The sequence below is a fragment of the Achromobacter anxifer genome, assembly GCF_903652925.1.
GTDB classification, from domain to species: domain Bacteria; phylum Pseudomonadota; class Gammaproteobacteria; order Burkholderiales; family Burkholderiaceae_B; genus Achromobacter; species Achromobacter anxifer.
Genome location: NZ_CAHLAR010000003.1, coordinates 582,112 through 606,298 on the forward strand (window position 1 = coordinate 582,112; position 24,187 = coordinate 606,298).

24 protein-coding genes are annotated in these 24,187 nt (G+C 67.2%); 15 read left to right on the plus strand and 9 right to left on the minus strand.

The annotated features are described in order from the left end of the window. Positions 1-101 precede the first annotated feature (101 nt). Positions 102-431 (plus strand): virulence factor, encoded by a 330-nt coding sequence (locus tag HWY37_RS11950; protein ID WP_175205260.1) that lies wholly within the window; start codon positions 102-104, stop codon positions 429-431. A 111-nt stretch (positions 432-542) separates the two neighbouring features. Here the strand turns inward: HWY37_RS11950 and HWY37_RS11955 are convergent, their stop codons facing one another. From HWY37_RS11955 to HWY37_RS11975, 5 genes are all read right to left on the minus strand, one after another. After that, positions 543-701 (minus strand): hypothetical protein, encoded by a 159-nt coding sequence (locus HWY37_RS11955; protein WP_175205071.1) that lies wholly within the window; start codon positions 699-701, stop codon positions 543-545. Continuing rightward, positions 688-936, minus strand: a complete 249-nt coding sequence (locus HWY37_RS11960; protein WP_175205072.1) for a hypothetical protein — start codon at positions 934-936, stop codon at positions 688-690. Before HWY37_RS11960 ends, HWY37_RS11955 begins: the two co-directional genes overlap by 14 nt. Positions 937-1,169: 233 nt before the next feature. Next, positions 1,170-2,528 carry a serine--tRNA ligase gene (gene serS, locus HWY37_RS11965; protein WP_175205073.1) on the minus strand — a complete coding sequence of 453 codons (1,359 nt, stop codon included), beginning with the start codon at positions 2,526-2,528 and terminating at the stop codon, positions 1,170-1,172. A 42-nt stretch (positions 2,529-2,570) separates the two neighbouring features. Next, a complete protein-coding gene (locus HWY37_RS11970; protein ID WP_176088703.1) occupies positions 2,571-3,911 on the minus strand; it encodes a replication-associated recombination protein A in 1,341 nt (446 codons plus the stop codon). A gap of 114 nt (positions 3,912-4,025) precedes the next feature. Further along, positions 4,026-4,817, minus strand: a complete 792-nt coding sequence (locus HWY37_RS11975) for a deaminated glutathione amidase (RefSeq protein WP_175205075.1) — start codon at positions 4,815-4,817, stop codon at positions 4,026-4,028. Positions 4,818-4,971: 154 nt separating this feature from the next. Between HWY37_RS11975 and HWY37_RS11980 the strand changes: the two genes are divergently transcribed. The 9 genes from HWY37_RS11980 to HWY37_RS12020 all read left to right on the plus strand — a co-directional run bounded on the left by HWY37_RS11980 (position 4,972) and on the right by HWY37_RS12020 (position 14,854). Next, on the plus strand, positions 4,972-6,243 hold the full coding sequence (locus tag HWY37_RS11980) for an amino acid deaminase (protein WP_176088704.1): 1,272 nt from the start codon (positions 4,972-4,974) through the stop codon (positions 6,241-6,243). A 110-nt stretch (positions 6,244-6,353) separates the two neighbouring features. Continuing rightward, the gene (locus HWY37_RS11985) at positions 6,354-7,910 is read left to right on the plus strand and encodes an ABC transporter substrate-binding protein (RefSeq protein WP_176088705.1); all 1,557 of its coding nucleotides are present in this window, start codon (positions 6,354-6,356) and stop codon (positions 7,908-7,910) included. A 131-nt stretch (positions 7,911-8,041) separates the two neighbouring features. After that, complete coding sequence (locus HWY37_RS11990) at positions 8,042-8,983, plus strand: ABC transporter permease (protein WP_175205078.1); 942 nt, start codon at positions 8,042-8,044, stop codon at positions 8,981-8,983. A 120-nt stretch (positions 8,984-9,103) separates the two neighbouring features. After that, positions 9,104-9,973, plus strand: a complete 870-nt coding sequence (locus tag HWY37_RS11995) for an ABC transporter permease (protein ID WP_175205079.1) — start codon at positions 9,104-9,106, stop codon at positions 9,971-9,973. A 2-nt stretch (positions 9,974-9,975) separates the two neighbouring features. Further along, the gene (locus HWY37_RS12000; RefSeq protein ID WP_175205080.1) at positions 9,976-10,983 is read left to right on the plus strand and encodes an ABC transporter ATP-binding protein; all 1,008 of its coding nucleotides are present in this window, start codon (positions 9,976-9,978) and stop codon (positions 10,981-10,983) included. Further along, positions 10,980-11,981 carry an ABC transporter ATP-binding protein gene (locus HWY37_RS12005; protein ID WP_175205081.1) on the plus strand — a complete coding sequence of 334 codons (1,002 nt, stop codon included), beginning with the start codon at positions 10,980-10,982 and terminating at the stop codon, positions 11,979-11,981. The genes HWY37_RS12000 and HWY37_RS12005 overlap by 4 nt, the downstream gene beginning before the upstream one ends. A gap of 40 nt (positions 11,982-12,021) precedes the next feature. Next, positions 12,022-12,894, plus strand: a complete 873-nt coding sequence (locus tag HWY37_RS12010) for a MurR/RpiR family transcriptional regulator (RefSeq protein ID WP_175205082.1) — start codon at positions 12,022-12,024, stop codon at positions 12,892-12,894. A 13-nt stretch (positions 12,895-12,907) separates the two neighbouring features. After that, complete coding sequence (locus HWY37_RS12015; protein ID WP_175205083.1) at positions 12,908-14,362, plus strand: N-acyl-D-amino-acid deacylase family protein; 1,455 nt, start codon at positions 12,908-12,910, stop codon at positions 14,360-14,362. 54 nt (positions 14,363-14,416) lie between these two features. Next, on the plus strand, positions 14,417-14,854 hold the full coding sequence (locus HWY37_RS12020) for a RidA family protein (RefSeq protein ID WP_175205084.1): 438 nt from the start codon (positions 14,417-14,419) through the stop codon (positions 14,852-14,854). Between the two features lie 90 nt (positions 14,855-14,944). Here HWY37_RS12020 and lolA read toward each other — a convergent pair whose 3' ends face one another. Together lolA and HWY37_RS12030 are read right to left on the minus strand one after the other, a co-directional pair. Beyond that, entirely contained in the window at positions 14,945-15,568 is a 624-nt protein-coding gene (lolA, locus tag HWY37_RS12025; RefSeq protein ID WP_175205085.1) for an outer membrane lipoprotein chaperone LolA, read from the minus strand. After that, a complete protein-coding gene (locus HWY37_RS12030; RefSeq protein ID WP_175205086.1) occupies positions 15,568-17,952 on the minus strand; it encodes a DNA translocase FtsK in 2,385 nt (794 codons plus the stop codon). The genes lolA and HWY37_RS12030 overlap by 1 nt, the downstream gene beginning before the upstream one ends. 42 nt (positions 17,953-17,994) lie before the next feature. Between HWY37_RS12030 and trxB the strand changes: the two genes are divergently transcribed. The 5 genes from trxB to HWY37_RS12055 are packed head-to-tail and all read left to right on the plus strand — an operon-like array spanning position 17,995 to position 21,711. Further along, positions 17,995-18,954 carry a thioredoxin-disulfide reductase gene (gene trxB, locus HWY37_RS12035; protein ID WP_176088706.1) on the plus strand — a complete coding sequence of 320 codons (960 nt, stop codon included), beginning with the start codon at positions 17,995-17,997 and terminating at the stop codon, positions 18,952-18,954. Then, positions 18,941-19,612 (plus strand): Smr/MutS family protein, encoded by a 672-nt coding sequence (locus HWY37_RS12040; RefSeq protein ID WP_175205088.1) that lies wholly within the window; start codon positions 18,941-18,943, stop codon positions 19,610-19,612. The genes trxB and HWY37_RS12040 overlap by 14 nt, the downstream gene beginning before the upstream one ends. Then, the gene (locus HWY37_RS12045; protein WP_175205089.1) at positions 19,609-19,938 is read left to right on the plus strand and encodes a DMT family transporter; all 330 of its coding nucleotides are present in this window, start codon (positions 19,609-19,611) and stop codon (positions 19,936-19,938) included. The genes HWY37_RS12040 and HWY37_RS12045 overlap by 4 nt, the downstream gene beginning before the upstream one ends. Continuing rightward, on the plus strand, positions 19,935-20,582 hold the full coding sequence (locus HWY37_RS12050) for a hypothetical protein (RefSeq protein ID WP_176088707.1): 648 nt from the start codon (positions 19,935-19,937) through the stop codon (positions 20,580-20,582). The genes HWY37_RS12045 and HWY37_RS12050 overlap by 4 nt, the downstream gene beginning before the upstream one ends. Continuing rightward, on the plus strand, positions 20,569-21,711 hold the full coding sequence (locus tag HWY37_RS12055) for a hypothetical protein (protein WP_176088708.1): 1,143 nt from the start codon (positions 20,569-20,571) through the stop codon (positions 21,709-21,711). The genes HWY37_RS12050 and HWY37_RS12055 overlap by 14 nt, the downstream gene beginning before the upstream one ends. Here HWY37_RS12055 and HWY37_RS12060 read toward each other — a convergent pair. Beyond that, positions 21,708-23,798: a sodium:solute symporter family protein gene (locus HWY37_RS12060; protein WP_175205092.1), complete on the minus strand. Its 2,091-nt coding sequence runs from the start codon at positions 23,796-23,798 to the stop codon at positions 21,708-21,710. The genes HWY37_RS12055 and HWY37_RS12060 overlap by 4 nt on opposite strands. Beyond that, positions 23,798-24,076, minus strand: coding sequence for a DUF4212 domain-containing protein (locus HWY37_RS12065; RefSeq protein ID WP_175205093.1), 279 nt, complete (start codon positions 24,074-24,076; stop codon positions 23,798-23,800). The genes HWY37_RS12060 and HWY37_RS12065 overlap by 1 nt, the downstream gene beginning before the upstream one ends. Between the last annotated feature and the right edge of the window lie 111 nt (positions 24,077-24,187).

Genomic DNA, 24,187 nt, shown 5'->3' on the forward strand with positions numbered 1-24,187 from the left:
GCGATTGACGCCGGTCCGCTTACCCCTTGCCCGCCGAAAAGCCCGAAAATGGCATCAACGAATACTCAACTTTGCTGCGTCAAGCGGCAGGCAGGTGGAACATGAAAAAATGGCTTATCGCTGGCGTGGGTGCGGCGGGTCTGCTGATCTCCAGCGTCGCCCTGGCTCGCGTGGACGTCGGTATTTCCATCGGCGTGCCCGGCATCGTGTATCCGGCCCCGGTCTATGTAGCGCCGCAACCGGTGTACGTGGCGCCCCCGCCCCCCGTCTACTATCGCCCGGCTCCGGTTTATGTCGCGCCCCCGGTCGTTTACCCGGCTCCGGTGTATTACCGTGGCGGCGGCCGCTACTATGACCGTGGCTACTACCACGGCCGCGGACGCGGGCACGATTATTATCGCGGCCGCGGACACGGGCACGACCGCGATTAAGCACGGAATCCAGCGGCGGTCCGCCCCGCCGACGCCGGAAAAGACAAAGGCCACTCGCAAGAGTGGCCTTTTTTTCTGCGGAGCAATGTCCGGTGCCCCGCAAAAGGCAAATCAGGCTGCCGGAGCCTGCACGGGTTTTGCGGCCAGCGCGGCCGGCTGTTGCACAACCTGCTTGGCCTTGCCATCGGCCCAGCGCGACGATTCCTGGACCAGATCGATCCAGCGGCGCGGTTCGCTCGTCGAACGCCACCAACCATTATGCGGACGCATGCGCAAACTCCGGTTCACCGTTGAAACGCACGCCGTTGATGCCCTGGAACAGCTGCAGGCTTTCCTGCTCGGCTTCATGCAGGGTCGTGAACGGCTCCTGTCCGGGCACGGTCCAGCATTTTTCCGGCGCCGTGCCGCCAACGCGGCGGGTCCATATTTGCACGCGGTAGCCCTGCTCGTCCTCTTTAGCCACGGAGCATCTCACACGAAAATCTCCAATCATTCTTGAAGTCATGGGCAACTCCTTGTTATTTAAGTGAATGAAGCGTGTAGAACACGGGGCGTATTGTGCCGCAACTATCCGGCCCTTTTATTGGAATACACAATTGCTCACATCATAATCAAACACCGTCGCCGCCAGATTAATGGCCGCAGGCGACAGGAATATGTACACATATTAGAAAAAAACGGAGCCCGAGGGCTCCGTCGTTTTCTCCGCCAAATGGCGGATGGACACGCTGAAAGGCGTCAGGCTTTTTCTGCCGGCTTCAGCACCGTCAGGCCGCCCATGTAAGGCTGCAAGGCCTGCGGAATCAGCACGCTGCCGTCGGCCTGCTGGTGGTTTTCCAGCACGGCGACCAGCGCGCGGCCCACGGCCAGGCCGGAACCGTTGAGCGTGTGCACGTATTCCGGCTTGCCCTGGGCATTGCGGAAGCGCGCCTGCATGCGGCGGGCCTGGAAGGTTTCGCAGTTCGACACCGAGGAAATCTCGCGCCAGGTGTTCTGGGCCGGCAGCCACACTTCCAGGTCGTAGGTCTTGGCCGAACCGAAGCCCATGTCGCCCGTGCACAGCAGCACCACGCGATACGGCAGGCCCAGCAGCTGCAACACGCGCTCGGCGTGGCCGACCATGTCTTCCAGCGCTTCATACGATTGCTCGGGCTGCGTGATCTGCACCATTTCGACCTTGTCGAACTGATGCTGGCGGATCATGCCGCGGGTATCGCGGCCGCCGCTGCCGGCTTCCGAACGGAAGCACGGCGTGTGCGCCGTGAGCTTGAGCGGCAGGTCGGCGGCAGCCTGGATGGTGTCGCGCGCCACGCTGGTCAGGGTGATTTCCGAGGTGGAGATCAGGTATTGGTCTTCGCGCACATACGGCTTGCCCTGGTCGTCGACCTTGGGATCGTCGTCGCCGCCGCCCTTGGACACGGCGAACATGTCGTCCTTGAACTTCGGCAGTTGGCCCGTGCCGTACAGCGTCGAGGCATTGACGATGTAGGGCGTGTAGCACTCGGTATAGCCGTGCGTGCCGGTCTGCAGGTCCAGCATGAACTGCGACAAGGCGCGGTGCAGGCGCGCGATGGAGCCGCGCATGAACGAGAAGCGGGCGCCGGACAACTTGGCGGCCATATCGAAATCCAGGCCCAGGGGCTCGCCGATGGCGACGTGGTCGCGGGCCTCGAACGCCAGGGCCGGCGGATTGCCGTCGGCGCCGGCCGCGCCAGGCAGCCAGCGGCGCACTTCGACGTTGTCGTCGGCGGATTCGCCCAGCGGCACGCTGGCATGCGGCAGGTTGGGCACCGACATCAGCAGTTCATTGAGCGGCTGCTGCAGGGCGGCCAGTTCTTCTTCCAGCTGCTTCAGGCGCACCGGCACGGCCTGCGATTCGGCCATGACGGCGCTGGCGTCCTCGCCCTTGGCCTTCAATTGGCCGATCTGCTTGGCCAGCGCGTTGCGGCGGGCTTGCAGGGACTCGGTTTCGGTCTGGACGGCCTTGCGGCGGGATTCCAGCTCATTGAACCGTTCCGTGTCGAAGGACACGCCGCGGGTCTTGAGGCGGTCAACGACGGTTTGCAGGTCTTTGCGCAGCAGTATCGGGTCTAGCATGGTGATGTCGGTGAGGTTGCGTGAAGCAACGGGCGGGGCCCGTTACCGTTTCTTGGCGCGTTCCTGAGCGTCCAGCTCGCGCAGGAATGCCAGCTTTTGCTGGATTTTAGCCTCCAGGCCGCGATCGGTCGGCCGATAGAAGGAGGGATTGAGTCCATCGGGAAAATATTGCTCGGCGGCGGCGTAGCCGTGCGGCTCGTCGTGCGCGTAGCGGTAGGCCTTGCCGTGACCCAGCTGCTTCATCAATTTGGTGGGTGCGTTGCGCAGGTGGATAGGCACCGGCGCGCTGCCGTGCTCGGCCGCGAATTTGCGCGCCTGGTTGTAGGCGTTGTAGACCGCATTCGACTTGGCCGCGCAGGCCATGTAGACCACCGCCTGGGCCAGCGCCAGCTCGCCCTCCGGCGACCCCAGCCGCTCATAGATGTCGGCGCCGTTCACGGCAAGGTCCGTGGCGCGGGGATCGGCCAGGCCGATGTCCTCCACCGCCATGCGCACCAGGCGGCGCGACAGGTATTTGGGATCGGCGCCGCCGTCGATCATGCGGCAAAACCAGTACAGCGCGGCGTCGGGGTTGGAGCCACGCACCGACTTGTGCAGCGCGCTGATCTGGTCGTAGAACGCGTCCCCGCCCTTGTCGAAGCGGCGCAGGTTCTGCGACAGCGAGATCTCCAGCCAAGCCGCGTCCACCGTGTCGCGGCCGGCGGCCTGCGCCGACTCGGCCACCACTTCCACGGCGCTGATCAGGCGGCGCGCGTCGCCGTCGGCCCAGGCCGCCAGCTGTTCGCGCGCGTCGGCCTCGATGTGGATCTGCTCGCCCTCTTCCAGCGCGTCGTTCAGGGCCTGCGCCGCGCGGTCGACCAGCTGCTGCAGCTCTTCGGGCGTGAGCGATTGCAGCACGTACACCCGCGCCCGCGACAGCAGCGCCGAATTGACCTCGAACGAGGGGTTCTCAGTAGTGGCGCCGATGAAGGTGAACAGCCCGCTTTCCACATAGGGCAGGAACGCGTCCTGCTGCGCCTTGTTGAAGCGGTGCACCTCGTCGACGAACAGGATGGTGCGGCGTCCCTGGCCCTGCGCCACCTGCGCCACGGTGACCGCGTCGCGGATGTCCTTGACCCCGCCCAGCACCGCCGAGATGGCGATGAACTGCGCGTCGAAGCCGTCCGCCATCAGGCGCGCCAGCGTGGTCTTGCCCACGCCGGGCGGGCCCCAGAAGATCATCGAGTGCGGGCGTCCCGAATCGAAGGCGACGCGCAGGGGCTTGTCCGGCCCCAGCAGGTGCGACTGTCCGACCACGTCGGACAAGGTGCGCGGACGCAGCCGTTCGGCCAGGGGCACATAGGGCCGATGCGCAGGATCGGCCGCGAAGAGATCGTTGCTCATTGGCAGAAGATGAGGGGAGACAGCAAGTAATTCAAGTCAGCATTACACCATGCCGCGGGCCTGCGCCTGCCCTGGAGCGGCTCACCCAGGGGCCGGCTCCAGCCCAGGGTGCGCTCACCCCAGGGCAGGCGGCGCAAAGCGCCGGTTCTCCAGCACCGGCAGCACCTTGCGGGCATGCGCCAGGCGCTCGGGGTCGATGTCGGCGTACACCAGCGCCGGCGCCTCGCCCGCGCGCGCCGTCACCACGCCCAGCGGGTCCACCACCATGCTGCAGCCGATGTTGCGTTCGCCGCATTCGCCCGCGGCCGCCACGTAGCAGGTGTTTTCCAGCGCGCGGGCGGTAACCAGCACCTCCCAGTGCATTTCCTTCAGCGGGCCGCGCACCCAGGCGGCCGGCAGCACCAGCAGGTCGGCGCCGTCCAGCGCCAAACGCCGCGCCAGTTCCGGGAAGCGCACGTCATAGCAGGTCATCAGGCCGACGCGCAGGCCGCCGATGTCCAGCAGAGGCGGAATGTCGACGCCCGGCGTGACGTTGGTGGATTCCTTCATGTTGAAGGCGTCGTACAGGTGCAGCTTGCGGTATTGCGACAGGATCTGCCCGTCGCGCAGCGTGACCAGCGTGTTCCAGACCCGCCCTTCCCCGGTCGGGACGTGCACGCACATCATGGTCGCCATCTGCGAACCGCGGCTGGCTTCCAGCAGGCGGCTCATGAAGGGGCCGTCCAGCGGCTGGGCGGCCTTCAGGACGATCTGGGGATCGGTGATGTCGCGGGCCAGGATGCCTTCCGGCAGCACCAGCAGGCCGGCGCCGCCGGCGCGGGCGCGTTCCATCAGGTCGATGCAGACCTGCGCGTTTTCTTCCCAGACGCGGCTGACGGCGAACTGGCCCAAAGCAACTTTCAGCATGACGCTTCCTTGTGTCGGAGGTTTTTCCTATTGTCGCGCCAACCGCCGGCCTGCGCCGACTACGGGAAACTCCTAGCTCCCGCTTGTAAATTTCTTTCACGATAATGAAAAAAATCAGATTTGACGTAAATATTTTCCATAGCAGGCGCCCGCCATGACGAATTCCTCCTTCCCCGCAGCCCCCCTGGACGTGAACGGCAAAGGCCTGGGCGCCTTTCCGGAATCCTGTACCACCGCCGGCGTGGCGGCACTGGACTGGAACCTGCTCAACGAGGACGTGAGCCTGCCCGTGGCGGTGCTGTACGAAGCCCGCGTGCGCCACAACCTGCAATGGATGCAGCGCTTCATGGAAGCGTACAAGGTCAAGCTGGCGCCTCACGGCAAGACCACGATGAGCCCGGCGCTGTTCCAGCGCCAGATCGACGGCGGCGCCTGGGGCATCACGCTGGCGACCGCGCCGCAGGTCCAGGCGGCATACCAGCACGGCATCCGCCGGGTGCTGATGGCCAACCAGCTGGTCGGCCGCGCCAACATGGCCATCATCGCCCGCCTGCTGCGCGATCCGGGCTTCACCTTTTTCTGCATCGTCGATTCCCCCGCCAACGCGGCGCAGCTGGGCGCCTACTTCGGCGAACAGGGCCTGACCCTGCCCGTGCTGATCGAACTGGGCCCGCAGGGCGGCCGCACCGGCGTGCGCGACGACGCGCAGTTGCAGGCCGTGGCCGACGAGATCGGCAAATGGCCTGGCCTGGCGCTGGCCGGCATCGAAGTCTACGAAGGCGTATTGCAGGAAGAAGGCGCGATCCGCGCCTTCCTGCGCCGCGCCACCGACGCTCTGCGCGGCCTGGCCGCCGCCGGCCGCCTGCGCAAGAATGGCCCGGCGCTGATCTCCGGCGCCGGCTCGGCCTGGTTCGACGTGGTGGCCGAGGAATTCTCGCAAGCCGACATCGGCGCGCCGCTGGAAATCGTGCTGCGCCCCGGCTGCTACCTGTCGCATGACGTCGGCATCTACCGTTCCGCCGCCGAGCGCATCAACGCCCACAACCCGGTCGCCCGCAAGATGGAGCCCGGCCTGCAGCCGGCCCTGCAAGTCTGGGCCTACGTGCAGTCGCTGCCCGAACCCGGCCGCGCCATCATCGCCATGGGCAAGCGCGACGCCGCCTTCGACGCCGGCCTGCCGGCGCCCGCCTCGCTCTACCGCCCCGGCCGCGATAGCGCGCCCGGCCCGGTTCCCGCGCACTGGAAGCTGAGCGCGATGATGGATCAGCACGCCTTCATGCAGATCGGCGAAGGCGACGACATCCAGGTCGGCGACATGATCGCCTTCGACATTTCCCACCCCTGCCTGACCTTCGACAAGTGGCGCCAAGTGCTGCTGGTGGACGAGCAGTACCGCGTCGTCGACGTGGCCGACACCTTCTTCTGAACGTCCCTGCCCTCCGCCGCGCCGGCGCGGGGCAGGAAGCATCGCGGACCCCGGCGCAATCCTCTAATTACTACAAGTAAAACCGTTTTTGACCCTCTGGAGAGAGAATCATGAACTTCCGTACCTCCCGGCGAGGCGGCGGGCTCAATAGCCTGCTGCTGGCCGGCGCAATTGGCTTGACCGCATTGTCGACCCCCGCCCTCTGTGCCGCGCCGATCAAGGGAGGCACGATCTCGGTCGCCACCATAGGCGAGCCGCCGACGCTGGACCCGATGACCAGCACGGCCGACCTGGTGGGCATCCTGACCCAGCACTTCTTCGAAACGCTGTACACCTTCGACGCCAAGTGGAACCTGACCCCGCTGCTGGCCGACAAGCTGCCGGAAGTCTCGGCTGACGGCCTGACCTACATCATCCCGCTGCGCCAGGGCATCACCTTCCACGACGGCTCCAAGATGGATTCGGCCGACGTGCTGGCCTCGCTCAAGCGCTGGACCGAGACCGCCACGCGCGGCAAGATGGCCGCCAAGATCATCACCGGCATGGAAGCGCCGGACGCCAACACCATCCGCATCACGCTCAAGCAGCCCTACGCGCCCCTGACCGCGCTGCTGGCCATGAACAACAGCGCCGCCGTCATCATGCCCAAGGGCAAGATCGCCCCGGCCCTGACCGAATTCGTCGGCACCGGCCCCTACCAATTGAAGGCGCGCGTGCCCGACCAGTACATCCAGCTGGTCCGCTTCGACGGCTACAAGCAACGCGAAGGCGAGCCCGACGGCTATGGCGGCGCGCGCAAGCAGTACCTGGACGAGATCCGCTTCGTGCCGGTCAGCAACGCCAACACCCGCGTCGAAAGCGCGGTGGCCGGACAGTTCGACTACGTCGACTCCCTGCCCGTCGAATCGCTGCCCAAGCTCAAGAACGGCCGCTCCGATCCGGTGATGCTCAAGCCCTTCGGCTGGCCGCGCCTGGTGCTCAACACCAAGCAGGGCATCATGTCGAACCAGGCGGTCCGCCAGGCCGTGCAGCTGGCGCTGAATGAAGAAGACATGCTGTACGCCGCGTTCGGCGACAAGAACTTCTACAAGCTCAACGGCGATCTGTACCCCGAGGGCTTCCCCTGGGCCACGTCCCTGGGCGGCAAGGTCTACAACAAGGGCGACGCCGCCGGCGCGAAAAAGCTGGTGGACGGCGCCAACGTGCAGGACCGCAAGATCCGCATCCTGACCAGCCAGCAATACGAGTTCCACTACAAGATGGCCCTGGTGGCCGCCGAATACCTGAAGGCCGCCGGCTTCACCGTCGACATGCAGGTGGTGGACTGGGCCACGCTGACGCAGCGCCGCCAGGATCCCGCCCTGTGGGACATCTTCATCACGCACAGCCCCTTCCTGCCCGAACCCGCCCTGATCGACTTCCCGTCGAAGGACGCGCCGGGCTGGTGGGACACGCCGCGCCGCAACCAGACCCTGGACGCCTTCAACCAGGCCCGCAGCCAGGAAGAACGCGTCAAGCGCTGGGCTGACGTGCAGCAGGCCGTGTACGACGAAGTGCCCTTCATCAAGGTCGGCGACTTCAACGCCCAGGCCGCGCGTTCTCCGGCGCTGCAAGGCACCAACGCCGTGCCGTGGCCGTACTTCTGGAACGCCTGGAAGTCCAAGTAAGACGAGTTGAGCGCGGCAGCGCAGAGGCGGGATGAGACTGTCTGCCGCGCCCAACTGACCAGGCCAGGCGCCACCCATCGAGCGCATGGCACCCCCGTTTCACGTTACGACGCTTCTTCAGGACTTCCATCGTGTTGCGTTATCTCTTAAACCGGCTGGTCGGGCTGGTGGCCGTGATGTTCATCGTCGCGACCATCGTGTTCGTGATCATCCGCGTCACGCCCGGCGACCCGGCCGCGGTGATGCTGGGCCCGCAAGCCAGCCAGCAGGACATCGCCGCGCTGCGCACGCAGCTGGGGCTGGATCAGCCCATGGCCGTGCAGTACCTGACGTGGCTGGGCAAGCTGGCCCAAGGCGACCTGGGCCAATCCATCTTCATGAACAAGCCAGTGCTGTCGGCGCTGGCCGACCGGGCCGAGCCCACCATCCTGCTGACGCTCATGTCGCTGCTGATCGCCAGCGCCATCGCCCTGCCGGTCGGGATACTCTCCGCGGTCAAGCGCGGCACCACGCTGGACCAGTCCGTGCTGTCGTTCTCGATGTTTACCTCCAGCGTGCCCAGCTTCTGGCTGGGACTGCTGCTGATGCAGGTGTTCTCGGTCAAGCTGGGATGGCTGCCCGTGGCCGGCTACGGCGGGCCCGATGCCTCGCTCATGACCCGGCTGTCGCACCTGATCCTTCCTGCGGTGGTGCTGGGCCTGGTGAACTCCGCGCTGATCACCCGCTTCATCCGCGCCAGCATGCTGGACGTGCTGCGCGACGACTACGTGCGCACCGCCCGCGCCAAGGGCCTGCCCGAAAGCAAGGTGATCCTGAAGCACGCCGTGCGCAATGCGCTGATCCCGATCCTGACGGTGCTGGGCCTGACCACCGCGCTGCTCATCAGCGGCGCGGTCGTGACCGAGACCGTGTTCGGCCTGCCCGGCGTGGGCAGCCTGGTGGTGTCGGCGGTGCTGCGCCGCGACTACCCCGTCATCCAGGGCGCGCTGCTGATCATCGCGGCCATCTACGTCCTGATCAATCTCATCATCGATCTGCTCTATCTGCTGGTCGACCCACGCGTCCGTTACTGATGATGAAGCCCACCCCCGAAGCGCCTGCGGCGCTTCCCCCTCAAGGGGGCGCCGCCTGCGGCCCGGCAAAGCCGGCTCCGCGCGGCCCCGATTCGATGCACCGCAAGTGGAGCAATTGAAATGACAACCGGGACTACTGTGAATTCCGGAACCGACCGCTGGCAGGTGCTGCGCCTGCTGGTGTCGCGCAAGACCGTGCTGATCAGCTTGATCGTGATCGTGGTGCTGGTGCTGGCCGCGCTGCTGGCGCCCTGGATCAGCCCGCACGATCCGTTCAAGCTGTCCATCATGAACCGCCTCAAGGCGCCCGGCGCCGCGAACTGGTTCGGCACCGACGACTTCGGCCGCGACGTGTTCAGCCGCGTCATCTACGGCGGCCGCCTGTCCTTGATGGTGGGATTCTCCGTGGTGATCGTGTCCAGCATCCTGGGCATCGCGCTGGGCCTGATCGCCGGCTTCTTCCGCTCGGCGGACAAGGTCGTGTCGCGCCTGATCGACGCCATGATGGCCTTCCCCGACATCCTGCTGGCGATCTCGCTGGTGGCCGCGCTCGGCCCCTCGCTCGTCAACGTGGTGATCGCGCTGGGCATCGTCTACACGCCGCGCCTGGCGCGCATCGTACGCGCCTCGACCCTGGTGATCCGCGAGCTGCCCTTCGTGGAAGCGGCCCGCGCGCTGGGCGTGCCCACTTGGCGCATCGTCACCGTGCACGTGCTGCGCAACCTGGTGTCGCCCATCCTGGTGCAGGGCACGTTCATCTTCGCCTACGCGATCCTGGCCGAGGCCGGCCTGTCGTTCCTGGGCGTAGGCGTGTCGCCCGACATCCCCACCTGGGGCACCATGATCAACGCCGGGCAGCAGTACATGGGCTCGGCCGACTGGATCATGATCTTCCCCGGCATCGCCATCGTGCTGTCCGTGCTGTCGCTGCAACTGGTCGGCGACGGCCTGCGCGACGTCCTCGACCCGCGCCTGCGCAAGGAGCTGTAATCATGACCGCAAGCACCCGAGACGTCGTGCTTTCCGTGGAAGGGCTGAAGACCTGGTTCCACAGCCGCGACGGCATCGCCAAATCCGTGGACGGCGTCACCTTCGACCTGGCGCGCGGCGAAACGCTGGCTATCGTCGGCGAATCCGGCTCCGGCAAGTCCGTGACCAGCCTGTCCATCATGGGCCTGCTGCCCAAGCCGGCGGGCCGCATCGAAGGCGGCAAGATCCTGTTCCGCGACCGCCAGGGCGCGCAGCACGACCTGGCCCAGGCCTCGCCCGCCACCCTGCGCAAGATCCGCGGCGCCGAAATCGCCATGATCTTCCAGGAGCCCATGACCAGCCTGAACCCGCTGTACACGGTGGGCGACCAGATCGCCGAGGCCGTGCTGCAGCATGAGGGCGGCTCCTACGACGCCGCCATCCGCCGCGCCCGCGAGATGCTGGAGCGCGTGGAGATCCCGGCCGCCGACCGGCGCATCAACGAGTACCCGCACCAGATGTCGGGCGGCATGCGCCAGCGCGTGATGATCGCGCTGGCCCTGGCGTGCAACCCCGCCGTGCTGATCGCCGACGAGCCCACCACCGCGCTGGACGTGACCGTGCAGGCGCAGATCCTGGACCTGCTGCGCCGGCTGCAGGCCGAGATGAACATGAGCATCCTGTTCATCACGCACAACCTGGGCGTGGTGGCCGAGATCGCGCACCGCGTGGCGGTCATGTACGCGGGCCGCGTGGTCGAGGACGCCGGCGTCTACGACCTGTTCGAAAGACCCACGCACCCCTACACCCGCGGCCTGCTGTCCTGCATCCCCACGGCCGCCCTGCTGGCTTCCGGCGAACGCCTGCGCGCCATTCCCGGCAACGTGCCCAGCGTGCTGTCGCTGCCGCCTGGCTGCACCTTCGCGCCGCGCTGCCCGCTGGCCGCCGACGACTGCCGCGCCGCCGTGCCCGAACTCGTGCCGGTGCAGACCGAACACCGCGCGCGCTGCATCAAGGTGAATCAGATATGACGAGCAACCCGCCCCCCATCCGCGCCGAAGAGCCGCTGGTGCGGATCCAGGACCTGAAGGTCCACTTCCCCACTTCGCAGGCGCGCAACGCGCCCATGGTGAAGGCCGTGGACGGCGTCAGCTTCGATGTGCCGCGCAATACCATCGTGGGCCTGGTCGGCGAATCCGGCTCCGGCAAGACGACCACCGGCCGCGCCCTGCTGCGCCTGTTCGCGCCCACCGCCGGACGCATCCTGTTCGACGGCCAGGACATCACCAAGCTGTCCGAAAAGCAGATGCTGCCCTGGCGCCGCCGCATGCAGATCGTGTTCCAGGACCCCTACGCCAGCCTCAACCCCCGCATGACGGTGGCCGAGATCCTGGGCGAGGCGCTGGACACCCACCAGCTCGCCCAGAACCGCCGCATGGCCCGCATCGGCGAACTGCTGGAACGCGTGGGGCTGAACGCCGACCACAGCCGCCGCTATCCGCATGAATTCTCGGGCGGCCAGCGCCAGCGCATCGGCATCGCCCGCGCGCTGGCGGTCGAGCCCGACTTCATCGTGGCCGACGAACCCGTGTCCGCGCTGGACGTGTCCGTGCAGGCGCAGGTACTGAACCTGCTGCAGGACCTGCAGCGCGACCTGGGCCTGACCATGCTGTTCGTGGCGCACGACCTGGCCGTGGTGGACTACCTGTGCGACGAGGTCGTGGTGATGTACCTGGGCCGCGTCATGGAACGCGGCCCGACCAGCGAGGTCTACGCCCGCCCGCGCCATCCCTATACCCGCGCTCTGCTGTCCGCCGCCCCGGTGCCGGATCCGCGCGCGCCGCGTTCGCGTATCCTGCTCAAGGGCGACATCCCCAGCCCGGTCAATCCGCCTTCGGGCTGCGTGTTCCGCACCCGCTGCCCGCATGCCATCGACAGCTGCGCGGCGACCGAGGCGCAGGCCACCAGCGTCGGCCCGGGCCACTACGTGACCTGTTCCCGCATCGGCGATGCCGAGCTGGCGGCCTGACACGGCCGCCCACTGTCCAGATCAGACCCAGGAAGCCCACATGAACATCATCCGCGACATCGTCTTCCAGATACGCAGTCGGCGGGACTCGCTGAGCGTGACCGAACGCAAGGTCGCCGACGCCATTCTGGACGACATCATCTGGGGCGCCAGCGCCACCGTCGACCAGCTGGCCGCCAAGGCCGGCGTCAGCATCGCCACCATCTCCCGCTTCGCGCGCACGGTGGGCTGCGACGACACCCGCGACCTGAAGATGAAGCTGGCCCAGGCCAGCACCGTGGGCAGCCGCTTCCTGGACCCCAGCGCGCCGCCGGAGGAAAGCACCTTCTACGCCCGCATCTACGCCGACATCGAAAGCACGCTGCGCGCGCACCTGCCCGTCTTCACCGAGCAGCTGTTCGAGGCGGCCGCCGGCATCGTCGACGGCGCGCGCATGATCTATGTCTTCGGCATGGGCGGCGCGTCCGCCGTGCTGGCGCAGGAAGTCCAGTCGCGCCTGGTGCGCCTGGGCTACCCCATCGCCGTGTACAGCGACGCGGTGCTGCTGCGCATGGTCGCGGCCACGCTGGACGAACGCGATGCCGTGCTGATCCTGTCGGCCTCGGGCCTGACGCCCGAGATCGTGGGCGCGGCCCGCATCGTCAAGCAGTACCGGGCGCGCATCGTCGCCATCACCGACGAGACCTCCGCGCTGGCCGAACTGGCCGACGTGGTGCTGCCGATCCGCACCGACGAAACGGACTTCATCTACAAGCCCTCGGCCTCGCGCTACGCGATGATGCTGGCCATCGACCTGCTCTCGACCGAGCTGGCCATGCTGAATCAGGAAGAGAACCGCGAGCGCCTGCGCCGCATCAAGCTGGCGCTGGACGAACACCGCGGCGGCCCGAACCGCCTGCCGCTGGGCGATTGAACTGGAACACAAGATGTACGACACCCTCATAGGCAATGTGCTGGTCCTGGACGGCACCGGCGAAGCCGCGTACCGCGCCAGCGTGGCGCTGGCCGACGGCCGCATCGCCGCCATCGGCGACCTGCCCGGCGCGGCCGCCCGCCATATTTTCGACGGCACCCGCCTGGCGCTGGCTCCCGGCTTCATCGACGTGCATACCCATGACGACACCAACGTCATCCGCACGCCGGACATGCTGCCCAAGCTGTCCCAGGGCGTGACCACCGTGGTGGTGGGCAATTGCGGCATCAGCGCGTCGCCCGTGGCCCTGCGCGGCGAGCCGCCGGACCCGATGAACCTGTTGGGCGCGCGCGCCGACTTCAGCTACCCCACCTTCGCCGACTACACCCGCGCCGTCGAAGCCGCGCGGCCCGCCGTGAACGTGGCCGCGCTGGTCGGCCACACCGCCCTGCGCAGCAATCACATGGACCGGCTCGACCGAGCCGCCACGCGCGAGGAAGTCCTGGCGATGCGCGAGCAACTGCGCGACGCGCTGGCTCATGGCGCCATCGGCCTGAGCACCGGCCTGGCCTACGCCTCCGCCTTCGACGCGGACACCGAAGAGGTCAAGCTGCTGGCCGAGGCCCTGGATGAGTTCGGCGCGCTCTACACCACGCATCTGCGCTCGGAGTTCGCCGCCATCCTGGACGCCATGCAGGAAGCCTTCGACATCGCCCGCCATGCCCGCGTACCGGTGGTGGTGTCGCACCTGAAGTGCGCCGGCGCCGGCAACTGGGGCCGCACGAAGGAAGTGCTGTCCACGCTGGAGACCGCGGGCCGGCTGCAACACGTGGGCTGCGACTGCTATCCCTATTCCGCCAGCTCGTCCACGCTGGACCTGAAGCAGGTCACGGACGAGTTCGACATCGACATCACCTGGTCCGTGCCGCATCCGGAGCAGGCCCGCCGCAAGCTGGCCGACATCGCCGCCGACTGGGGCCTGAGCCTTTTGGAAGCGGCCGCGCGCCTGCAGCCGGCGGGCGCCGTGTATCACAACATGCACGAGGACGACGTGCGCCGCGTGCTGTCGCACCGGCTCACCATGGTGGGCTCCGACGGCCTGCCCAACGATCCCATGCCGCACCCGCGTCTTTGGGGCGCGTTCCCCCGCGTGCTGGGGCACTACAGCCGCGACGTGGGCCTGTTCCCGCTGACCGAGGCCGTGCACAAGATGACGGGCCTGTCCGCCTCGCGCTTCGGCCTGGCCGAACGCGGCCTGGTGCAGGAGGGTTATCACGCGGACCTGGTGCTGTTCGATCCGGCCACGGTCATCGACCGCGCCACCTTCGCCGCCCCGGTGCAGACCGCCGCCGGCATCGAAGCGGTGTGGGTCAACGGCACCCTGTCCTACCGCCAGGGCGAGTCCACCGGCGACCGCGCCGGCCGCTGGCTGCCGCGCAGCGGCGACCTGCGCAAGAACTTCAGCTGAACCCAGGCGGACGCGGCGCGCGTCCGCCTGGCGCCATCACTCCAGGAGAGAACCATGAGCACCACTCCCACCGCCGACAACAACGGCATCACCCGCTACGGCGTCGCAGGCGGCACCGGCCAGGGCGGCTCGCACATGCCCTTCGCCCGCGCGGTCGCGGCCGACGGCTGGCTGCACGTGTCCGGCCAGGTACCGATGGAAAACGGCGAGGTCGTCGAGGGCGGCATCGTGACCCAATCGCACAAGGCCATCCAGCAGGTGCTGGCCATCCTGAAGGAAGCCGGCTACGGTCCCGAGCACGTCGTGCGCTGCGGCGTATGGCTGGACGACGCGCGCGATTTCGCGTCGTTCAACAAGGTATTCAAGGAGTACTTCGGGGAGAACCCGCCGGCCCGGGCCTGCGTGCAGTCGTCGCTGGTGGTGGACGCCAAGGTCGAAGTCGACTGCATCGCGTATAAGCGCCCCCACGCCGCGCCCGCTAACGCGGGCTAGCTGCCCCCCGAGGGGGCCTTTCCCCTTGGGGCGGCCCGGCGGGGAAAGAGCGTCCCATACAAAAAAGCCCGGCATCGCCGGGCTTTTTTTTTACATCTTCACCACATCCACGCCCTTGGGCGCCACGAACTGGAATTCAGACGCTGGCAACTGCGGGTTGGCGGCGATGCCGGACAGGTCCACGCGGGTAGTCTGGCCGAACGAGTCCAGCAACTCCACGCGCACAGGCAGGTTGTCCTTCATGCCGATGTCGACGCGCGAAAAACCCGCGTCGGCGGTGCGCGGCTTGGCACGCAGCCAGTCGATGCCGTCCTTGGACGGCAGGGCCGACACTTCGAACGACTGCTCCAGCGAACCGGAGCCGAACAGGATGGCGGCGGGAGAAGTGCCGATGGCGGCGTCGACCTTGCGCTCGGTCACCTGGGCCAGGTCCGGATCGAACTGGAACACCTGGCGGCCATCCGACACGACCAGCTGCTCGTAGGGCTTTTGCACTGCCCACTTGAATTTGCCGGGACGCTGGAACGAAAATACGCCGGTCTGGGCGGGCTGGGTGCGGCCCTGGTTGTTCACCGTGTACTGCGAGAACGCACCGGTGGCCGAGCTCACCGTGGCCACGAAGGAGCGCAACTGCTCCTGCGCGCTGGCGGCGAATGCCCAGGCGGGCGTCAGGCTCAGGGCCGCGATGGCGGCCAGTCGGCGGAACATCTTCATCAGGCTTCCTCTCGGGCGGCGGCTGCTGCGGGAACGAGGATCTCGCGGTTGCCATTGGACTGCATCGCCGACACCATACCCGATTGCTCCATCTGCTCCAGTAACCGGGCCGCACGGTTGTAACCAATGCGCAGGTGGCGCTGCACCAGCGAAATGGACGCGCGGCGGTGCTTGAGGACAACTTCGCAGGCCTGGTCGTACATCGGGTCGGATTCGGCGTCGCCGCCGATGCCGGTGACACTGCTGGCGCCTTCGCCGCCGTCGCCGTCCAGACCGCCTTCCAGCAGGCCTTCGATGTAGTTGGGCTCGCCCTGCGCCTTGAGGCTTTCCACCACGCGGTGCACTTCGTCATCGCTGCAGAACGCGCCGTGCACGCGCACCGGCAGGCCGGTGCCCGGCGGCATATAGAGCATGTCGCCCTGGCCCAGCAGGGTTTCCGCGCCCATCTGGTCAAGAATGGTGCGCGAGTCGATCTTGGACGACACCTGGAACGCGATGCGCGTCGGGATGTTGGCCTTGATCAGGCCCGTGATGACGTCGACGCTGGGACGCTGCGTGGCCAGGATGAGATGGATGCCGGCGGCGCGTGCCTTCTGCGCCAGGCGGGCGATCAGTTCTTCGATCTTCTTGCCGACCACCATCATCAGGTCGGCGAGCTCGTCGATGACCACCACGATGGTGGGCAGCGGCGACAGGGGTTCGGGCGCGTCCGGCGTCAGCGAGAACGGATTCGGGATCGGTTCCTCGCGCTTGATCGCATCGCGGATCTTGGTGTTGTAGCCCGCCAGGTTGCGCACGCCCATCTTGCTCATCAGGCGGTAGCGCTTTTCCATTTCGCCCACGCACCAGTTCAGCGCGTTGGACGCCTGGCGCATGTCGGTGACCACCGGCGCCAGCAGGTGCGGAATGCCTTCGTAGACGCTCATTTCAAGCATCTTCGGATCGATCAGGATCAGCCGGGTGTGGGACGCATCCGCCTTGTACAGCAGCGACAGGATCATGGCGTTGATCCCCACGGACTTGCCCGAACCGGTCGTGCCGGCCACCAGCAGGTGAGGCATCTTGGCCAGGTCGGCCACCACCGGATTGCCGGCGATGTCCTTGCCCAGCGCCATGGTCACGACGGAATGGCTGGCGTGGTAGGTCTGCGAGCCCAGGATCTCGGACAGGCGGACCATCTGGCGGCGCGGGTTGGGCAGTTCCAGGCCCATCAGGTTCTTGCCGGGGATGGTTTCGACCACCCGGATGCTGACCAGGCTCAGCGCGCGCGCCAGGTCCTTGGCCAGGTTGACGATCTGGCTGCCCTTCACGCCGGTGGCGGGCTCGATTTCGTAACGCGTGATGACCGGGCCGGCCTGCGCCGCCACCACGGTGACCGACACGCCGAAGTCGGCCAGCTTCTTTTCGATCAGGCGCGAGGTGAATTCGATGGTTTCGGCCGACACCGTTTCCTGGTTGGCCAGGGGCGGATCCAGCAGGCTGATCGCGGGCAGATCGCCTTCGGCTCCGCCCGAGGGCGCGAAGAATAGCGACTGCTGCTTTTCCTTTTCGACCCGTTCGGACTTGGGCACCACGGTGATCGCCGGTTCGATCCGGACCGGCTGTTCGTGCACCAATTTTTCCTGCTTGGCCACGACCTGTTCGGTGCGCACGGCCTTGGCGACCTCGCCGACCTTGCGGTCTTCGCGGGCGGCGTAGGAATTGCGGACGCGGCGCACCAGGCCTTCCATCCAGGAACCCACGCGCTCGGCGACGGACAGCCACGAGAACGAGAAGAACAGGCTCAGGCCGATGGCCAGCATGACCAGGAAGGCCAGCGTGCTGCCGGTGAAGCCGATGCTGCGGCCGATCAGGTCGGCCAGCGTCTGGCCGATCACGCCGCCCGCGCCGCTGGTGTTTTCCGAGGCGCCGGGCAGGTGCATGCCGCGGCTGGCCAGGCGCAGGGCTTCCATGCCCAGCGAGCCGACCAGCAGCAGGAAGAAGCCGATGCCCTCTTCCCAATGGACGCGCGGCAACACTTCCGGCTGCTTACCATTGGTAACGCGAAGATGGCTGGCCAGGCGGCGGTAGCCCGCGCGCACCCGGTGCAGCAGCAAGATGACCCACCACCAGGCGGAAAAGCCGAACAGATAGAGCAGGATGTCGGCCAGATAGGCGCCGAGCGTCCCGCCCCGGTTGTGAATGGCGCCGGCGGGGACGGAATGCGACCAGCCGGGGTCGGCCGCGTTCCAGGTGGCCAGCACCAGCGTGAGCCAGGCAGCCAGGGCGGCGAAGAGGATCCAGCGGGCTTCGCGCAGCAACGCCGAAAGGCGCGTCTGCAGCGGCGAAGGCCCGTTACGGGTGTTGCGCGAGGCGCGCGGAGAAGCAGTCGAGATACGCGGCATGCGGCTCATTATAATTGGGCGTTAACCTAAAGATACCCGCCCATGTCCACGCCTACGCACGCTAAAGTTTTGATACTCGGTTCCGGCCCTGCCGGTTACACGGCGGCCGTCTATGCGGCACGCGCCAATTTGAGCCCTGTTCTTGTTACAGGTCTGGCCCAAGGCGGCCAGCTCATGACCACCACGGACGTCGACAACTGGCCGGCCGACGCGGAAGGCGTGCAGGGTCCGGACCTGATGCAGCGCTTCCAAAAGCACGCCGAGCGCTTCAACACCGAAATGATCTTCGACCACATCGCCAAGGTCGACCTGTCCAAGCGTCCCTTCACCCTCACGGGCGACACCGGCAAGATCTACACCTGCGACGCCCTGATCATCGCCACCGGCGCCTCGGCCAAGTACCTGGGCCTGCCGTCCGAAGAGGCCTTCATGGGCCGCGGCGTGTCCGGCTGCGCCACCTGCGACGGCTTCTTCTACCGCAACCAGGACGTGGTCGTGGTCGGCGGCGGCAATACCGCCGTGGAAGAAGCGCTGTACCTGTCGAACATCTGCCGCAAGGTCACCCTGATCCACCGCCGCGACAAGTTCCGCGCCGAGCCCATCCTGGTCGACAAGCTCATGAGCAAGGTCGAGAACGGCAATATGGAACTGAAGCTGTTCCATACCCTGGAAGAAGTGCTGGGCGACGACAGCGGTGTTACCGGCGTGCGCGTACGCCACGTGGACACCGGCGCCACCGAAGACATGGCGGCCACCGGCGCGTTCATCGCCATCGGCCACCAGCCCAACACCGAGATCTTCCAGGGCCAGCTGGAAATGAAGGACGGCTACATCGTCACCAAGAGCGGCCTGTCCGGCATGGCCACGATGACCTCCGTCCCCGGCGTGTTCGCCGCCGGCGACGTGCAGGACCACGTCTACCGCCAGGCCATCACCAGCGCCGGCACGGGCTGCATGGCCGCGCTGGACGCACAACGGTGGCTGGAGAATGCGGGGCAGTAAGGTCGGCCTGGCCGACCTGAAACGCCTGAAGAAGGACCTGCAGGCCGAACGCGAACGCGCCGCCCTCGCCCAACGCGTGGCGGCGCTGAAGAAGCCCGAAAGCGCCCCCGTGGACGACACGGCGGCATTCCAGCGCACGATGCGGTCGGTCACGCCGCTCAAGCAGGCCGCCCAGCGGGTCGAGCACAAGCCCGTGGCGCAGCCCGCGCCCGCGCTGCGCCGCGCCAACGCGCTGGGCGAAACGCCCACGCGCGCCGATGTCGGCGTCTCCGACGGCGGCGAAATCACGCATCTGCTGTCCGAGGGCGGCACCGCCTTCGTGCGCAGCGACGCCGCGCCGGACACCGCGCGCAACCTGCGCCGCGGCCAATGGCGCGCCGGCGCTGAACTGGATCTGCACGGCCTGCGCGTGGAACAGGCGCGCCACGCCCTGCTGTCGTTCCTGGACGAATGCCAGGAACACGGCATCCGCTGCGTGCGCATCGTGCACGGCAAGGGCTACGGTTCGCAGGGGCTGGAGCCGGTGCTGAAGGACAAGGCGCGCACCTGGCTGGTGCAGAAGAGCGAAGTCCTGGCGTTTTCCGAGGCGCCCGAACGCGAAGGCGGCGCGGGCGCCCTGCTGGTGCTGCTGCGGCAGGCCGAAGGATCCCGCAAATGAAATGGCTCTATCTGGCCGTGGCCATCATCGCCGAAATCTTCGCGACCAGCGCGCTCAAGGGATCCGAAGGCTTCACCCGCCTGGCGCCGTCCATCATCACGGTGTTCGGCTATGTGATCTCGTTCTACTTCCTGTCGCTGACGCTGCGCGAAATCCCCGTGGGCATCGCCTACGCTATCTGGTCCGGCGTGGGCATCGTGCTGATTTCCATCGTCGGCGCGGTGCTGTTCAAGCAGCACCTGGACACGCCCGCGCTGATCGGCATCGGGCTCATCATCGCCGGCGTGGTGGTGATGAACGTCTTCTCGAAGTCCGTCTCGCATTGAAGCCTCGCGATCAGCCCACGGCGAACCTCCACATCCGCCGCTGGCTGGCGTCGGCTCTGTGCCTGGCTTGCCTGGGCCTTCTGCCGGCAGGCAAGTCCTGGGCCCAGGACTTCAACCGCGCCGCCGAACTCGTGCGCTACCGCGCCTGGCTGACTGTTTTCAAGCAAGACCTGGAACGGCTGTCCGCCTCGCCTCGCCCGCTCTCGGAGACCGAGCTGGACACGATGTTCACCCGCTCGGTAGTGCCCGGCACGCGCGGCGCGGGGTTCATCCGCCAGGCCTTCGCGCAGCGCGGCGCCGAAGGGACCTACTTTCCGAAACCCGGCCCGCGCACCGTGTTCATCGCCGTGCTGGACAGCGCCATCCCAGCGGGCCAGGGCGGTCCATACCCGGAAGCGGACGCGGCCCTGAACGTCGCGGACCTGACCGTCTGGTACCTGCATGTGGATGTCGGCGACATGGCCAATACCTACCTGCTCTCGGGTGAGCACTTCACGCCTTACCGGCTGCCGCCGCCTGGCAAGCTGGAACGCAACGCCTACCCCTTCCTGCTGATGGACACGCGCGGCGGCTCGCTGCGCCTGGGCGGCGTCAGCAGCGAACTCTGGGGGCTGATCGCCTACCTGCACAATGCCGCGCTCTGATTCCGTGCTGCGCCTGCTTGCGCTGGCGGCGCTGTCCCTGGCTCCCGGGCTGGCCAACGCGCTGTGCGAACCGCTGGCAGCGTCCGCGCAGCGCCACACCAGGGTGATGGATATTTCCCTGGACGACATGAAGACCTTGCTGGCGCTGGACGGCTCTCGCATCCCATCATGGCTGCCGAGCATCGCCATCGACACGGGCGCGCGCGCCACCGCCGCCATCTGGGCCGAACGCGTGGACTGGTCGGTCTACGCCGCCGCGCCGGTCGCCCGCATCGGCGCCACACTGCTGCGCTGGGAAAGCGCCCCCGACGGCCGCCAGCATTTATGCGGCATCGCCCGCTACAGCGCCAGCGCCGTCGACGCAGCCCGCCAATCAGGCCAGACCGCGCTGCCCCCGCCGGATGCCGAAACGCGTTTCTACTATGACGCGGCCGGCCGGCTGACGGGCTACGAGGAACGCTCGCGCACCTGGGAAGGCCGCCGCAACCGGCCGGCACGCTACTGCCTGCGCTACGACGCGCGCGGCTGGCTGGCCGAGCTTGGCGCCAACGATTGCGCCGCGGCCTCCCGGCCCGTGGCTCGCTACGTGCATGACGCGGCGGGCCGGCTGCTGCGCACCATTTCCTATCTGGACAAATCCGAGGCTGCGTTGGAAGTCGTGACGTACGACGCCAACGGTCGCAAGACGCAGCGCTATTTGCGCCAGCGGCAGACATGGTCGGACGAAGCCCCCGTGCTGGGACTGCCCTACCGCGCAAGCCCGGACCAGTACCCCGCGCTGGTGCTGCCCGGCCCGGCCTGGAAAGCGCCTGCGCTGGACTCATACCACTACGACTGGGCCATCGTGCAGCCCAGGCAGACTGCCGAGGGCATGGCCAGCATCTATGCCGCCAAGCGCGACCCCGCCCAGGTGCTGGCAACAGGCAACAGCGGCAACGGCGGCCAGTTCGCCATGACCGCCGCGCAACGCAAGCGGATCTGGAACGCCGCCGGCCAGACGCCGGGCGGCGTGCATTGGCTGTGGGCGCCAGGTCAGACCTATACCTTGCTGCAAGCCATGCCCGCGGCGGCTTGGGCCGCTTGCATCGACCCGGAAAACCGCAGGGCCGACGCCTGCGAAATGCCCTAGGCGTTTTCGCTCGGCGGCCTGGGCGCGCCCGGATGGCGCAGATAATCCACCAGCGCCAGCGTGGCGCGGTCCGGCGGCGGCGTCAGCAACGACACCACGATGATCGTCAGGAAGGCCACCGGCGCGCCGAACACGCCCGCCGCGATCGGCTGTATGCCCCACCACAAATCCACCGGCTGTGTGCGCGAAATGCCCAGCACCCATTCGCGCAGCCACGGATGCGTGTGCGTCATGTAGGCGAAGGTCGCCGCCAGCCCCGCCGCCATGCCCAGCGTCGCGCCCCATTTGTTGGCGCGGCGCCAGAACACCCCCATGACCAGCGCCGGGAAGAACGACGAGGCCGCGAAGGAGAACGCGGCCGACACCATGAACAGGATGTCCGCCGGCTTGCGCGCCGCCACCCAGGCGGCGCCGAAGGCCACCAGCAGCAGCAGGATCTTGGACACCATCACCCGGCGCGCCGCCGACATGCGCGGCGACACCATGCGGTACCACATGTCATGCGACAGGGAGTTGGACAGGGTCAGCAGCAGGCCGTCGGCGGTGGACAGCGCCGCGGCCAGCCCGCCCGCCGCCACCAGGCCCGAGATCACATAAGGCAGCCCGCCGATCTCCGGCATGGCCAGCACCACCACGTCCGCGCCCATGCTGATCTCGCTCAGCTGCACGATGCCGTCGCGGTTGACGTCGGTCACGTCCAGCAGATTGCTGTCGACCGCGCTCCAGGCATGCACCCAGTTGGGCAGGCTGAGGAAACTGGACCCCACCACCTGCGTATAGACCTCGTACTTGACCAGCAGCGCCAGCGCCGGCGCCATGAAATACAGCAGCAGGATGAACAGCAAGGACCAGCACACCGATTTGCGCGCCTCGATGACCGAGGGCGTGGTGTATGAGCGCATCAGGATATGCGGCATGCCAGCGGTGCCCAGCATCAGGCAGAGCACCAGCGCCAGGAAATTGATGCGCATATTGCTCTGCTCTTCCGGATCCTTGGAAGGGAAAGGCTCGGCATGCGGCGTGGGCGGCGCGGCCCGCGCCTCGAAGGTGGCCTTGGACTGCGACCACGCGATGCGCGCCTCTTCCACGCTGGCGGGATAGCCGGCCAGTTCGCGTTCCGCCGAGCGGATCTCGACCATGGGCGCGTCGGTGGCGTTCAGCTGGGCCAGCCGGCTGCGCAGCTTGTCCTTTTCCAGGGTCCAGGATTCGGGCAGGGCAGCCACCCGCCGGCCCATCTCGTCGGCGCGCTCCTGCCAGAGCCGGCGCACCTCGATCTCGGCCGGGTCGTTCTGCAGGTACACCTCTTTTTCGGTGACCTGCTGCAGCACCACGCCGGCCGACAGCTGCGGCACGGGCATGTTGGTGTGCTTGACCGACAGCCAGACCACCGGCACCAGGTAGGCGATGACCAGGATGATGTACTGCCCCACCTGGGTCCAGGTGACCGCGCGCATGCCGCCCAGGAACGAACAGACCAGCATGCCGCCCAGCGCCACGAAGATGCCGAGTTCGAAGGAAATGCCGGTCATGCGGGTGGTGATGATGCCCACGCCGTAGATCTGCGCCACCAGGTAGGTGAAGGAACAGAGGATGGCGCAGGCCACGCCCGCCAGCCGCGGCATGTTGCCGCCGTAGCGCGCGCCCATGAAATCGGGGATGGTGTACTGGCCGAAGCGCCGCAGATAGGGCGCCAGCAACATGGCCACCAGCACGTAGCCGCCGGTCCAGCCCATGATGTAGGCCAGGCCGCCGTAGCCCGTCAGGTAGAGGGTGCCTGCCACGCCGATGAAGGAGGCCACCGACATCCAGTCTGCGGCCGTGGCCATGCCGTTGTAGATCGCCGGCACCCGGCGTCCGGCCACGTAGTACTCCACCTGGTCCGACGTCCGGCAGACGATGCCGATGCCCGCGTACAGGCTGACCGTGACCAGCAGGAACACGTAGCCGATCCAGTTGCGCGGCATGCCGAGGATCTCGGCCAGCGCCATCAGCAGGATCATCAGCGCGAAGCCGGCGGTGTACAGGACGTAGATGCGCCGTAGCCGGACCCGGAACTCCTGGGGCGTGTCTCCGCTGAAAAACGGCATCAGCGGTCCCCTCCGGCGTCTTCGGTGCGCTCATCGGCGCGGTTCATGACCCGGGCGTAGATGCCGATGATGATCAGGTAGGCCAGCGGCGCGCCATAGGCGGCCATCCAGAAGGCGAAGGGCCAGCCTATGAAATCGAAGTTCAGGCTGCGGGCAAAGTAGGCGGGAATGAAGGTCAGCGCCGCCCAGGCGACCAGCAACACCAGGATCAGCCACAGATTGCGGCGCCAATAGGGAGTGGTGGTTCGCTGCGAGGATGAAAGGCGCGATTCCGGCATAGCTGGGATGAGCGGACCCCTATGTGTTTATCGCGAAACGCGGGCGCCTGAAAAGCCTTTGCGAGTGAAATGCCGGCTTTTTATGCGACAACGGCCGGCACTTCCTGGTGC